We start from the raw sequence: 13,010 nt of genomic DNA on the forward strand, positions 1-13,010 counted from the left end.
GGGGTCACGGTGCGCGGACCAGCAGCGCGCCCGGCTGGACCCGGACGTCGATCTCGACGGCCCGCCCGAGTGGGTCACCGTCCACCTGGGCCTCCTCACCCGCAGGAACTCGGATGCGCGCCCGCCGTGCCTTCGTGTGATCGATCCGACCGAGCTTCTCCGGCAGGTCGTTGCGCACGCCCACACCCTGCATCGCGATCTCGAGCGTCAGCTGGGCCCAGCCCAGCACCCCGCCACGGACGTCGACGGCGGCGACGTCGAGCACACCGTCGTCGAGCACGGCGTCGGGCAGGAGGGTGACGCCTCCCGGCAGCATCCCGCAGTTGCCGACCATGATCGACCGGGCGCGGGCCTCCACCGGCGGGCTGTCGTCCAGCTGGAGGTGGGCGCGCATGCGCCGGGCCTGCAGGTGCGACAGTCCCGCCACGAAGTAGGCCACCCAACCCACCCGCTTCTTCAGGTCCGCGTCGGCCGTGGCGACCATCGCGGCGTCGAAGCCGAGGCCCGCGATGACCAGGAAGATGTGCTCGCGCTCGGTGTCGGGCTCGTGGTCGGGCTGGTTGGGGTGCTCCCCGTTGCGCGGGGCGTCGGCGAAATCGGTCACCCGCAGCCAGCCGACGTCGATGGCACGCGTGCGGCCGTGCACGATCACGTCGAGGGCCCCGTCCACGCTCGTCAGCGGCAGCTCCAGGTTCCGGGCCAGGAGGTTGCCCGTGCCGACGGGCAGCACGCCCATCGGCTTGTCCGCGCCGACCATGGTCTCGGCGACGGCTCGCACGGTGCCGTCACCGCCCGCCGCGATGACGATGTCGGCGCCGTCGGCCAGGGCCTGCCGCGCCGACCCCCTGCCCGGGTCGTCCACCGTGGTCTCGTACCAGAGGGGCTCCGGGAGACCGTGGGCGATGCAGTGGGCACGGACCTGGACCAGCAGGCCCCCGGCACCCTGCTTGGAGGGGTTCACGACCACCGCGAGCTGCGGTGCGGCCTCGACGCTCTGCGGCGCCGCCTGGCGGTGGTCCCGGCGCCGCATGCGCGCCTGCTGCGTCCAGACGCCCGTGGCGACGGCAAGCGCCAGCAGAGCGACGACGATCGCGGCGATCCCGAGCCAGACCTGCCACCCCATGGGATCAGAGTACGGGGCAGGCGACGCGGCGACCGCGCATCAGCTGCGGACGTTCGAGCCCGCGTGCCGCACCGCGTCGACCGCGCCACGCATCTTGCGCGCGTTCACCGCCAGCAGCACGTCGCGGTACTGGGCAGCCCGGTGGATCTGACCCTTGATGTCGTTCGTCGACGCGCGGTGCTTGAGGTCGCACGGCACCTCCACGGCGACGTACCCCTTGCGCAGCAGGTCGATGGTCATGCCGGTCTCGACGCCCCAGCCGCGGGCGAGGGGGGTGGCTGCCTCGAACGCCTCGCGGGTGAGGCAGCGCATGCCGGACAAGGGCTGCGACGGGCTCCAGCCCGTCATCGCCTCGATCGCCCGGCGCGCCGCACCGACCACGATGCCGCGTCCGCCGGCACCGGCCTGCTTGGGCAGCAGCGCGATCGCGAGGTCGGCCACGCCCTCCCGGACGGGACGTACGAGCGGGGCGGTGTTCACGGCGGTGTCGCCGAGGTCGCCGTCGATGAACATGAGCAGGCGCGGGGGACGGCCGTCGGCGTCGCGCATCGCCACCACTGCCGCACCCGTCTCCATCGCGGCGGCCTTGCCACGATTGTGCGAATGGCGCACGACGACGGCGCCGGCGGCACGCGCGACATGCTGCGTGTCGTCCTCGGAGCCGTCGTCGACCACGAGCACGAGGTCGACGTGTGGGATCGCACGCGCAGAGCGCACGGTAGCGGCAATGCGCTCGGCCTCGTCCTTGGCGGGGATGACGGCCGCAACCCGTTGGACGTTCTTACCTGCCTGAGCATTGCCGGGACGCGTGGTCTTCGCGACCGGGAGAGCGTTCACACCTGTCCTGCCTGAAGCGTCGATTTGCCTTGGTGGGTGACCGGATAGCCCTTTGCTTGGTGAGTGCAAAGGTTTACCCCTGGAATCCTACTCCCTTGGTCCGCTAGTTGCCGAAACCTGGACCACTCGTGGCGATCCTCGGTGACTGCCGACGCGTTCCGGGCCGCTCGCACAGGACCGGCCGGGGCGTCCGGACTAGCGCAGGGTGACCTGCCGAGAGACGATACCCGCTCTTGCACGTCGCTCGTTCGCATCAAGCGGCTCCGTGATGGAAAGTGCTTTCGCGAGCTTGTCGCCGAGCTCCTTCGCCGGAGCCTCCAGCTCCGCCGCCTCGGTGCCCTTCGGCAGCTCCCAGACGGGTACGACCAGCCCGGACGCACGAAACGCTCCCACGAACCTCCCACCCGCGAGCCCTGACTCGCGCTTTGCGTGCAGGCGAGAGAGTGCGTCGATGACGTCGTCCTCCGGCTCGGGACGCGCCCAGCGGAGGAACTCGCGCGTCATGCTGCACCAGTAGGCCGACTCGACGGAGGACACCTTCACGGTGGGGATCGCGCCGTCGGCGGCGTCCTCGAGGCTCTCCTTGAGCTCCGGCGTGACGTCGGCGCTCGGGTCCAGCCAGAAGTCGAACGTCTCGTGCACCGTGATCTCGAACGGCACGCTCGGGTCGAGCACGTCCTGCAGACGTGGCCCCGGACCCGGCAGCTCGCCCGGCTCGACGGCGGTGCCCGGCTCGAGCTCGAGCGCCTCGAGCAGCGCTGCCGCGAGGTCGCGGCTCACGTCGCCGGACCCCAGGATGCCCTGCACGGCGAGCAGGATCGCGCCGTCGGCACGGTGCAGCGCCGTCCAGGCGCCCGGCAGCAGCGTCACGACGGTGACGTCGCGGGATCCGTACTCGGCGGTCGTACGAGCCGTCGCGGTCGCCGACGGGACGATCTCGCGCATCGCCACCCAGTCGGTCTCTCCGGGGAGACCTTCGAAGGGCCGGAGCACGAAGTCGGAGGAGGGGTTCTTGGCCATGCGGCGAGTCTATCCGCGCGGATGGGCCCAGATCTGTCCGGCCGGTGATGTTTTCGAAAGCGGCCCGTCGTCGTTCGGCTCCCGGGGCCGATGATGGGCGGGTGGAACCCTGGCTCGCCGCCCACCTGCCCGTGCTCGACCTCGCACTCGACGCCGTCCGCGCAGTCCAGCGCGCCTCCGCCCGGGCCGGCCGGAGAGGGACAGCACGCGACCTTGCCCCGCCCGACCCCGCGCGGCTCGCCGCGGCTCTCGCCTCCGACCGGGTCTTCGCGCTCGACGGACGGCCGGTGTCCGGGTTCGCCCCGCTGTCCGGCTTCTTCGCCTCCGCCGACGGCTGGGTGCGCACCCACGCGAACTACCCGCACCACCGGTCGCGCCTGACCACCCTGGCCGGCCTGCCCGACGACGTCGGCCGCGCCGCGTTCGCCCGCCGCCTCGCCGAGCTGCCGGGACAGGAGCTCGAGGACCGCGCGGCCGACGCGGGCGCGATCGTGGCGCGCGTCCGGACGGAGGAGGAGTGGCGGGCGTCGCCGGCCGGGCGGGCCGCTGCGTGCGGGCCCCTGGTGCGCACCGGCCGGCGGGCGGACGAACCGACGGGCCGTCGACGGCGCGCGCCGGGCGCCACCGCACGGCGGCCCCCGACGGACCTGCCGCGGGGCGACGTGCCGCTCGCCGGCGTCCGCGTGCTCGACCTCACGCGCGTGATCGCGGGCCCCGTGGCCACCCGCACCCTGGCCCTGCTCGGTGCCGACGTGCTGCGGGTCGACCCACCGGACCCCGCCGAGATCGAGTGGCAGCACCTCGACACGGGGCAGGGCAAGCGCAGCACCGTGCTGGACCTCCGGGACCCGCACGGCCGACGCACGGCGCAGGATCTGCTGGACACCGCCGACGTGCTCGTCACCGGCTATCGCCCTGGCGCCGTCGAGGCACTGGGCCTGCGGGTGCCGACCGGCGTCGTCACCGGACGGGTGTCCGCGTGGGGCGACACCGGGCCGTGGGCGGGCCGGCGGGGGTTCGACTCGATCGTGCAGGCGGCCAGCGGCATCGCGCTGCTGGAGGGCCAGGACGGCACGCCCGGAGCACTGCCCGCCCAGGCGCTCGACCACGCCTCCGGCTATCTGCTCGCCGCCGGGATCGTGGACGCGCTCGCCCTCCGGGACGACGGCCCCGGCCACGACGTGTCCGTGTCACTGGCGCGCACGGCGACCTGGCTCCTGGACCTGCCGGGACGGGACCCGCGGCATCCGGCCGCCGCGGTACCGCACCGTGCCGAGGCCTTCGCCGGGGCGGCCGGCGAGACGGTGACGCACGGACGAGTCACCACGGCGCGGCCGGCACTCCCCGGGTACGACGACTACGCCCGCCCGGCACACCCGTGGGGCGTCGACGCCCCGGTCTGGGGCGCGGCGACGCCGCAGGATCCTCGCTCGATCTGAGAGTCAGACGCGGACGGGGCTGCGGCGGGCGACCAGGAGCGAGCCCGCACCACCGATCACCAGCGCTCCGGCCGCTGCCGTGAGGGCGGCCGCCTCCGCGCCGGTCGTCGCGAGCTTGACGGGGGCGTCGAGCGTGACCTCGGTGAGCGCGGACGCGTCCTCGACGCCCGCCCCTTCGGCCGGGACGTAGGCGGTGAGCTCGGCCCCGGCCGTGTCGGCCGCCGAGGGCCTGCCCTCCCACTGCTGCCCGGGTGCCTGGACAGCCAGCGGCGGCTCCGACGCGGCAGGCGTGGAGGCTTCCGACGTCGCCTCCTGCACCGGGACCGCCTTCTCCGTGGTGGTGGCGTCGGGCTGCGCCGCCGTCTCGCCGGCTGCGGGCTTCGGCGCGGGCGCGGGCTGCTCGGCCTCGTCCATGTCCTCCCGGACGGCCTCGCGCGCCCCCTCGTCGTCCTCCTCGTACCGGTCGGACTCGTACCGGTCGGAGCCGGCGTCGGTCCCGTCGCGGTCGCAGTCGCCCTGCCGGGACCCGTACTGCGGCATGTCGTAGTTCGGCTCGGTGTACTGCGAGGGCTCGTACGAGGGCGGCGCGTCGTGGGAGCCGCCGCCGTCCCGTCCGCCCTGTCCGTAGCCCTGCTCGTGACCGTCCTGGCCGCGGTGACCGCCGTCGTGGGCCATCGCCGGGCTGGCGACCGCTGTCGCCGCGGTGGCGAGCGCGATCGTCGCCACGACGCGGGAGGCCGTGGACTTGGCGACGGACGAAGGCTTGACGGCGGCGTGCTTCATGGGAGCTGCTCCAGCTGATCGGCTACAACGGCCCGGAACCCGGGGACGCGACGACGCTACCGGATCAAGAATCGGGGAAAAAGGGGTGGACAGGAAATACCCACCCCAGTGGTAACGATTCGATAACAACGGGCGCCGCAATGGAACCTGGACAAAAGGCCGGAAAACGTAAACAAGGTGGAGCGCCAATGGCGCTCCACCTTGCTACGTCAAGACCGAAGAGGCTGGGGTCCTCTCGGGGTTGGGGTCAGGAAAGGCCGCCCAGCAGCCCGCCCGTGACGCCGCTCACAGCACCGCCGGTCAGACCGTCCGCGGTGTCCGTCGCGCCACCGGCAACGCCCTGCACGGCACCGCCCGCGGCACCCTTGACGGTGCCCTTGACGGTCTCCACGACCGGCTCGGCGACGCCGTCCACGACGACGTCCTGCACGACCGGCTTGGCGACCTTGTCCACGACGGTGTCCTTGACCAGCGGCTTGGCCACCTTGTCGACCACGTTGTCCTTGACGACGCCCTGGACGGCACCGTCGAGGACGACGTCGCCGACGACCGGCTTCGCGATGCCCTCGACGACGCTCGGCACGACGTCGTCGCGCACGGTGCCCACGGCACCCGGCACGGTGGAGTCCTTCACGTGGCCGACGGTCGACGTGGCGCCCGGCACGACGTTGTCCTGCACCGAGCCCACGGCGCCCGGGACGATCTCCGTGGCGATCGGCTCGACGACGCCGTCGACGGCGACGTCCCCGACGACGGTCTCGACGGCACCGGCAGCCGGCGTCGTGACCTTGGCCACGACGCCGGGAACACCTGCGACCACGCCGGGGACCTGCGACACGACACTGTTGACCAGGTTGCCCACGCCACCGATCACGCCCGGCAGGGTGGCCGCCAGGCCGGCGGCCGGGCCGGTCACGCCGCCCACGACGTTCGGCACGTTGCGGATCGCGTCGGCGACGGTGTCGGGCGCGCCCGACACCGCACCGGTCGCGGTCTCGGTGGCACCGGCCACGACGTCACCGGAGGTGACTCCGCCGACGGCACCGGAGACGGTGCCGCGCGCGTTGTCGACCACGCCGCCCGCCACGCCACCGGCCACGCCGGAAGCGATACCGGTCGCGGTGCCGGCGACGTTGCCGCCGAGCACGTTTGCCAGCGCCGAGTGGCCGGTACCGGCCACGCCGGAGACGGCGGAGCCGTGGGCCACGCCGGAGAGCGCGTGCGAGGCGGCCTGGGGCGCGGCGCCCTTCAGGGCACCCGACACGAACTGGGCCGGCTCGTAGTTCGGCTCGAGGGCCGTGGTGGGGGCGATCGAAGCGGGGAGCTTCTTGGCCACCGCGTCGGTGGCGGGGACGGCGTCGGTGGCGGGGACGGCGTCGGTGAGCTCGCCCAGGTCGATCGACGTCGACGACATGGCCGGGAGGCCGGCCTTGAGGCCCTCAGCCGTGGTGCCCAGGTCACCGAGGGAGTCCAGCGGCGAGGCGTCTGCCGCCATGGCCGGGGCGGCCATGCTCGTGGCCGCGGTTGCGATGGCGACGGTCGCGATGGTCCGCGCGCCCGCCGATGCGGTCTTCTTCTTGGGTGCTGCGTGCTTCAAAAGTTGCTCCAGCATCTCGTTGCGCATTTGCGCGTTCGGTCCTTGAGCCCCCGAACCTAGTCCCCACCACCGGGTGAATAAAATCACCCTTGTTACGATCATGTAACAAGGACCGAATTGGCCCTTGAATGGCGGTCCGTCCGGCTTGTTCCGCGGGTTCTCGGCGGAAGCGTTATCGGCGGCGGGACGGGCCGGCGTCTCGCTGGGCGGACGCGTGCATCGTCAGGGCCTCGGCACCGTGGACCAGAGCGGCCTCCGCGGCCCGCGCCTCGGCGGTCGCCCTCGCCCGGACGGCGACGATCTTGTCGTGGAGCTCCGCGTGCACCCGCTTGCGCACCGCGCGGGCGATCGCCTCGACGTCGGCCTCATCCGGGGCAGGCTCTCCCCGTGCGTCCAGCTCGGCGGTGAGCCGCATGACGGCGTCGGCGACCTCGGCGACCACCCGGACCTCCGCCTCGTCCAGGAGGGCGACCACCGCGGCGTCGGCCTCCCGGCCCAGGCGGGTCTCCTCGAAACGGCGCGCGGCGCGGTCCACGATCCCCTGCGCCTGCGCGACGACGTCGTGCGCCACCGCCGGTGCGTGCGCCTTCAGGGTGGCGAGGTCGAAGAGCAGCACACCCTCCACGTCGGCCACCCCCGGGTCGACGTCGCGGTGCAGCGCCAGGTCGAGGATCACCAGCGGCCGGGGCTCCGGCTCGTCCCCGGCCCGGTCGGCGGCACGCTCCCGCGCCCGGACCAGCGCGGCGGCGTCCAGGACGTGACCGAGGCTCGCCTCGGGACCGTCCTCGCTCACCAGGCCGCGGGCACCGGGCCCGGCCGGCGACGGTTCGGCCTGCGCGGTCAGCGCCCGACCGCGTGCACCGCTGCAGCTGACCACCAGGTCGGCGTCGGCGAGCGCCTCGACGAGCGAGTCCACCGGTTGCACACCGTGCGACTCGGCGAAGGCCTCGGCGCGGCCGGACTGCGAGTAGACGCGGATGTCGTCGCAGCCGCGCGCGCGCAGGGCCGCGACGGACGCGCCCGCGTACGAGCCGGTACCGATGAGCACGGCCCGCGTGCCGTCCCAGGGCGGCAGCTCGCGCTCGGCGAGCTCGAGGGCGAGCGCCACGACGGACCGGCCGGCCGCGCCGAGCTCCGTGTCGGTGCCGACCCGCTTGGACGTGCGCGACGCCGTCTGGAAGAGGAGCTCGAGCGTCTTGGACGTGGTCTCCTGCTCGCGGGCGACCACGAGCGACCGCTTCACCTGGCCCGCGATCTCCCGTTCGCCGACCACCATGGCGTCGAGGCCCGATGCCACCGCGAACAGGTGCTCGGTGACCTCCGGGCCGGTGCGGACGGTGAAGCTCCGGGCGGCGACGTCTCCCGTCACGCCGGACGCGTGGGCCACCAGCTCGGCCACGTGCCTGGTCGCGTGCCGCACGGCGTCACCGCTGAGCGGCGCCTCCACGTCGAGGTAGAGCTCGAAACGGTTGCACGTCGAGATCACCACGGCGCCCGCGACCGGGCCGCACGAGCCGACGACGACGCGCCCCACTGACGACGAGCCCGTGGACAGGCGTTCCAGCGCGTCGAGGTCGAGCTCGCGGTGGCTGGCGGTGAGGGAGAGGAGAACCACAGTGCTCCAACTTTATGCACCGTGGCCCGGCAGGGCAGAATCGGGAAGCGTGAAGTCCACCACGATCGCCCCCACGCATCCGCTCGCTGACGGGCGGACCTCTGCCGCGCCCCTGGTGCAGGCCCTCCGGGGTGATCGGCCTGGCCGCACGCCTGTCTGGTTCATGCGGCAGGCCGGCCGCTCGCTGCCCGAGTACCGCGAGGTCCGTCAGGGCACCGGCATGCTCGAGGCCTGCCTCCGACCGGAGCTGGCGTCGGAGATCACACTGCAGCCCGTGCGCCGGCACGCCGTGGACGCCGCGGTCTTCTTCTCCGACATCGTGGTGCCGCTCAAGCTCGCGGGGGTCGGTGTGGACATCAAGGCCGGCGTCGGTCCCGTCATGGACCAGCCGTACCGCACCGCCGACGACGTCGCGCGGCTCGTGTCCAGCACGCTCGACGACGCGGCCCTCGACCCGATCCGGGAGGCCGTGGCGCTGACCGTGGCCGAGCTGGGCTCCACGCCGCTGCTGGGCTTCGGCGGAGCGCCGTTCACGCTCGCCGCGTACCTCGTGGAGGGCAGGCCCTCGCGCGATCACCTCGCGGCACGCACCCTGATGCACGCCGACCCCGCCACGTGGGACGCGCTGGTGGCGTGGACCGCCGACCTCACCGGGGCGTTCCTCCGGGCCCAGGTCGAGGCGGGCGCGAGCGCCGTGCAGCTGTTCGACTCGTGGGCCGGGTCGCTCTCGCTCGCGGACTACACGTCCCGCGTCGCCCCGGCATCGACGCGGGCGCTGGCCCACGTCGCGGACACCGAGGTGCCCGGCATCCACTTCGGCACCGGCACCGCGCACCTGCTGCCCGCCATGCGGTCGGTGCTGGTCTCCGCGGGGATCACCGACCACGCCGTCGGCGTCGACTACCGCACGCCGCTCGACGAGGCCGCCGCGCTGCTGCCCGGGGTGCCGCTGCAGGGGAACATCGACCCGGCCCTGCTGGCCGCGCCCTGGGACGTGCTGGAGGCGCACGTGCGCGACGTGGTCACGCGTGGCCGGAAGGCGCCCGCGCACGTGGTCAACCTGGGCCACGGTGTGCCGCCCGAGACGGACCCGACGGTGCTGACCCGGGTGGTCGAGCTGGTGCACTCGTTGTGACGGCCGCTGCGGCCGTCGTCGCCGCCGATGACCATGCACCTGCTGCCAGGATCAGGTCCCGGCTGGCAGCAGGTGCGTGGTCAGCTCGGTGACCACGCGGAGCGAGGCCGCCGACGCCGTCGTCGTCGGGGCCGGGATCGGCGGGCTCGTCGCCGCGCACACTCTCGCGGCGCGCGGGCTGCGCGTCGTCGTGCTCGAGGCCGCCGAGCGAGCCGGTGGGCCGGTCCGGGGCGGGGCGTTCACCACCCTGCCGGACGTGCCGCTGGACCTGGGGGCCGAATCGTTCGCGGTGCGGGGAGGCGCGGTCGAACGGCTGGTCGAGGAGCTCGGGCTGTCCGTGGAGGCGCCCTCGGGGCTCCCCGCCTGGGGCTACGCCGCGGGGCGTGCGTTCCCGCTGCCGGCCGCCGGCGTCCTGGGGATTCCCGCGCGGCCATGGGCCGCCGACGTGCGCCGCGTGATCGGTTGGCCGGGTGTGCTGCGCGGTGCGCTGGACCGCGTGCTGCCGCCCCGGTTCGTCGACACCACGGACCTCGGGACGTTCGCCCGGTCCCGGCTCGGCTCCCGGGTGGCGGACCGGCTGGTGACGCCGGTGGCGGCGGGCGTGCACTCGGCCCCGCTCGACCGGCTCGACGTCGCCGCGGTCGCACCCGGGCTGCTGGAGGCCTACTCGCGGAGCGGGTCCCTCTCGCGGGCCGTGGCGACGCTGCGTGCGGCGGCACCCCCTGGCTCCGCGGTGCGCGGGATCGACGGCGGCATCCACGCGCTGGTCAACGCACTGCTGGACCGGCTGGACGTGCGGTTCGGGGCGCGGGTGACGAACGTGGAGCGCGCCGGCGGCTGGCAGGTGCACACCGACGGGGGCGAGGTGCTGCGCGCCCCGCGACTGGTGCTCGCGACACGCACCGAGCTCGGCCCGTTGCCCCGTGCCGGTGCCGAGCCGGAGCTCTACCTGCCGCCTGCTCCCGAACGCGGCGCCGACATCCGCCTGGTCACCCTCCTCCTGGAAGCGCCGGAGCTCGACGTGGCTCCGCGAGGTTCGGGGATGCTCGTGGCACCGGGCAGCACGCCCGGCGCGGTCCGCGCCAAGGCGCTGACCCATGCGACGGCGAAGTGGCCGTGGCTCGCCCGGCGGGTGCGCGACGCCGCCGGGCCGGGGTGGCACGTGGTGCGGCTCAGCTACGGCCGCACCGGCGAGACGATCCCGCAGCCCACCGCCGAGGAGGCCGCGCGCGACGCGTCGGCGCTCCTCGGCGTCGACCTGACCGGCCGCGTGCGGGAAGGCCTGCACCAGCGCTGGGACGGTTCGCTGCCCCCGCCGACCCCCGGCTACCGGACGGCGACCAAGCAGTTCGAGCAGGCGGTGCTGGCCGAGCCGGGCCTCGATGCCACCGGCGGCTGGATCGCGGGAACGGGGCTCGCGGCGGTCGTCAGGCACGCGCGTGGCACGGCCGAGCGGCTCGGGCCCGAGCCGCTCGGAGAGCCGGTTTCTGACGCCACGTTCTGACAGACCGCCAGCAACCCTGTGAGATGAGCCCCCGGGTTTCCCCCGGGCGGGGGTTGGGGTAGAGACTGGGATGGTGACCCCGACCCCCCTCTCCGTCAGCACCCCCGGAAGCACCCCGGAGGGCACCGCGCCGATCCGCCTCGGGACGCGCGCGAGCGCGCTCGCCACCACCCAGAGCGGCCTGGTGGCCGAGCGCCTGGAGGAGCTGACCGGTCGACCGGTCGAGCTGGTGCACATCCGGACCGAGGGCGACGTGAAGACCGGGAGCCTCGCCAGCCTGGGCGGCACCGGCGTCTTCGTCACGGCCCTGCGGGAGGCACTGCTGGACGGCCGCTGCGACGTCGCCGTCCACTCCCTCAAGGATCTGCCCACCACCCCCGCACCCCACCTCACCTTCGTGACCCCCGAGCGGGCGGACCCGCGCGACGCCCTGTGCGCCCGCGACGGCCTCACCCTCGCGACACTGCCCCGCGGCGGGCGGGTCGGCACGGGGTCCCCCCGGCGGGCCGCGCAGATCCGTGCGGCGCGGCCGGACCTGGACGTGGTCGACATCCGCGGCAACGTCGGGACCCGGCTCGACCGGGCACTGGGGCCCGAGGCCGACCTCGATGCCGTGGTCCTCGCCTACGCGGGCCTCGCGCGGCTCGGCCGTACCGAGGTGGTCACCGAGGCGCTCGACGTCGACGTCGTCGCTCCGGCACCCGGGCAGGGCGCGCTCGCCGTGGAGGTTCGGACCGCCGACATCGTGGCCGACCCTTCGACAGGCTCGGCACACAGCCTCGCCGAGGCGATCCACCTGCTCGACCACCGCCCGACCCGGCTCGCCGTCCTCGCCGAGCGCTCGGTGCTGGCACGGCTGGAGGCAGGCTGCGCCGCACCCGTCGGCGCGTATGCCACGGTGTCCGGCGACGTGCTGCGGCTGCGGTCCGTGGTGGCCGCCGTGAACGGCTCGGAGCAGATGACGCACAGCGGCGAGGTGCAGCTCTCGCAGGACGTCGCCCCCGAGATCCTCGACGACTCCGCTCGCGCGCTGGGTACCTCCGTCGCCGAGCGGCTCCTGGCCGACGGCGCCGAACGGCTCGCCCCGCTGAGCACCGTCGTCCCGGAGAAGGCGTGACCGAACCGGGTTCCCCGGTGGCCAGGACCGCCGAACGGCCTGACGTGCTGGTGGCGCGTTCCCCGGAACGAGCCGCCGGTCTGCTCGCGCTGCTGCGCGGGCGTGGTCTCGAGCCGGTGGCGGCGCCGGTGATCGAGCGTGCGCCGGTCGAGGACCCGGCGGAGCTCGACGCCGCCCGCTCGGCACTCGTCCGTGGCGCCTACGCCTGGGTCGTCGTCACGAGCGTGAACGCGGTGGACGCGCTGCTCGGCCCGGAGGTCCCGCTGACCGCACCCGTCCGCTGGGCCGCCGTCGGGCCCGCCACACAGCAGGCGTTGGCCGGGTACGGCGTCACCGTCGCGCTGGTGCCCACGACCGCGACCGGCGCGGGGCTCGCCGCCGCCTTCCCCCGCACGCGCGGCGGGGACGAAGGGGGCCGGGTGCTGCTCCCGCTCGGGGACCTCGCGGCCGACACGGTGCGTGCGGGCCTCGCGGCCAAGGGCTGGGCGGTCGACGTCGTCACGGCCTACCGGACGGTCACCCGGGAGCTCCCCCCGGAGCTCCGGCATCGGCACGACGTCGTCGTGGTCGCCTCCGGCTCGGCCGCCCGCCAGGTCGCCGCCCAGCTGGGCCCGCAGCGGGTGGTGGCGATCGGGGAGCCGTCGGCCCGCGCAGCGGGCGACGTCGGGCACACCGTGCTCGCCGTCGCCGCCGAGCCGACCGACGCGGCGCTCGCCGACGCCGTGACCGAGGCACTCGTCAGAACCTGATCCACTGGTCGGACGCCCAGGTCACCCTGGTGACCGGGGCGTCCGACACCTTCATGAGCCGAACAGAAAGAAGGACACCTTGAGCTCCACC

At 74.3% G+C, this 13,010-nt stretch carries 11 protein-coding genes; 5 read left to right on the forward strand and 6 right to left on the reverse strand.

Annotated elements, in window-relative coordinates; translation table 11 throughout:
* Positions 1-4: 4 nt before the first annotated feature.
* From ACFSL2_RS16420 to ACFSL2_RS16430, 3 genes are all read right to left on the reverse strand, one after another.
* Complete coding sequence (locus ACFSL2_RS16420; RefSeq protein ID WP_377198862.1) at positions 5-1,123, reverse strand: diacylglycerol/lipid kinase family protein; 1,119 nt, start codon at positions 1,121-1,123, stop codon at positions 5-7.
* A 39-nt stretch (positions 1,124-1,162) separates the two neighbouring features.
* Positions 1,163-1,960: a glycosyltransferase family 2 protein gene (locus ACFSL2_RS16425; RefSeq protein WP_377198863.1), complete on the reverse strand. Its 798-nt coding sequence runs from the start codon at positions 1,958-1,960 to the stop codon at positions 1,163-1,165.
* Positions 1,961-2,155: 195 nt separating this feature from the next.
* Positions 2,156-2,980 carry a DUF5926 family protein gene (locus ACFSL2_RS16430; protein WP_377198864.1) on the reverse strand — a complete coding sequence of 275 codons (825 nt, stop codon included), beginning with the start codon at positions 2,978-2,980 and terminating at the stop codon, positions 2,156-2,158.
* Positions 2,981-3,081: 101 nt separating this feature from the next.
* On the opposite strand from ACFSL2_RS16430, the gene ACFSL2_RS16435 reads away from it, so the two are divergent.
* On the forward strand, positions 3,082-4,419 hold the full coding sequence (locus ACFSL2_RS16435; protein WP_377198865.1) for a CoA transferase: 1,338 nt from the start codon (positions 3,082-3,084) through the stop codon (positions 4,417-4,419).
* Positions 4,420-4,422: 3 nt separating this feature from the next.
* Here ACFSL2_RS16435 and ACFSL2_RS16440 read toward each other — a convergent pair whose 3' ends face one another.
* From ACFSL2_RS16440 to ACFSL2_RS16450, 3 genes are all read right to left on the reverse strand, one after another.
* Positions 4,423-5,202 carry a hypothetical protein gene (locus ACFSL2_RS16440; protein WP_377198866.1) on the reverse strand — a complete coding sequence of 260 codons (780 nt, stop codon included), beginning with the start codon at positions 5,200-5,202 and terminating at the stop codon, positions 4,423-4,425.
* Between the two features lie 247 nt (positions 5,203-5,449).
* The gene (locus ACFSL2_RS16445) at positions 5,450-6,826 is read right to left on the reverse strand and encodes a hypothetical protein (protein ID WP_377198867.1); all 1,377 of its coding nucleotides are present in this window, start codon (positions 6,824-6,826) and stop codon (positions 5,450-5,452) included.
* A gap of 145 nt (positions 6,827-6,971) precedes the next feature.
* Positions 6,972-8,414, reverse strand: a complete 1,443-nt coding sequence (locus ACFSL2_RS16450; RefSeq protein WP_377198868.1) for a glutamyl-tRNA reductase — start codon at positions 8,412-8,414, stop codon at positions 6,972-6,974.
* A 49-nt stretch (positions 8,415-8,463) separates the two neighbouring features.
* On the opposite strand from ACFSL2_RS16450, the gene hemE reads away from it, so the two are divergent.
* The 4 genes from hemE (at position 8,464) to ACFSL2_RS16470 (ending at position 12,919) form a co-directional block, all read left to right on the forward strand.
* The gene (gene hemE / locus ACFSL2_RS16455) at positions 8,464-9,549 is read left to right on the forward strand and encodes a uroporphyrinogen decarboxylase (protein WP_377198869.1); all 1,086 of its coding nucleotides are present in this window, start codon (positions 8,464-8,466) and stop codon (positions 9,547-9,549) included.
* 88 nt (positions 9,550-9,637) lie between these two features.
* Complete coding sequence (locus ACFSL2_RS16460; RefSeq protein ID WP_377198870.1) at positions 9,638-11,053, forward strand: protoporphyrinogen/coproporphyrinogen oxidase; 1,416 nt, start codon at positions 9,638-9,640, stop codon at positions 11,051-11,053.
* Positions 11,054-11,123: 70 nt separating this feature from the next.
* Positions 11,124-12,170 (forward strand): hydroxymethylbilane synthase, encoded by a 1,047-nt coding sequence (hemC, locus tag ACFSL2_RS16465; protein ID WP_377198871.1) that lies wholly within the window; start codon positions 11,124-11,126, stop codon positions 12,168-12,170.
* On the forward strand, positions 12,167-12,919 hold the full coding sequence (locus tag ACFSL2_RS16470) for a uroporphyrinogen-III synthase (protein WP_377198872.1): 753 nt from the start codon (positions 12,167-12,169) through the stop codon (positions 12,917-12,919). Before hemC ends, ACFSL2_RS16470 begins: the two co-directional genes overlap by 4 nt.
* Positions 12,920-13,010: the final 91 nt, after the last annotated feature.

It is taken from the genome of Promicromonospora aerolata (genome assembly GCF_042682255.1).
In the GTDB taxonomy this organism is placed as follows: domain Bacteria; phylum Actinomycetota; class Actinomycetes; order Actinomycetales; family Cellulomonadaceae; genus Promicromonospora; species Promicromonospora aerolata.

Excerpts from the sequence above, each read along its gene's own strand:
- ACFSL2_RS16420 (WP_377198862.1), bottom strand. The coding sequence starts at position 1,123 with ATGGGGTGGCAGGTCTGGCTCGGGATCGCCGCGATCGTCGTCGCTCTG.
- ACFSL2_RS16430 (WP_377198864.1), bottom strand. The coding sequence starts at position 2,980 with ATGGCCAAGAACCCCTCCTCCGACTTCGTGCTCCGGCCCTTCGAAGGT.
- ACFSL2_RS16440 (WP_377198866.1), bottom strand. The coding sequence starts at position 5,202 with ATGAAGCACGCCGCCGTCAAGCCTTCGTCCGTCGCCAAGTCCACGGCC.
- ACFSL2_RS16445 (WP_377198867.1), bottom strand. The coding sequence starts at position 6,826 with ATGCGCAACGAGATGCTGGAGCAACTTTTGAAGCACGCAGCACCCAAG.
- hemC (WP_377198871.1), top strand. The coding sequence starts at position 11,124 with ATGGTGACCCCGACCCCCCTCTCCGTCAGCACCCCCGGAAGCACCCCG.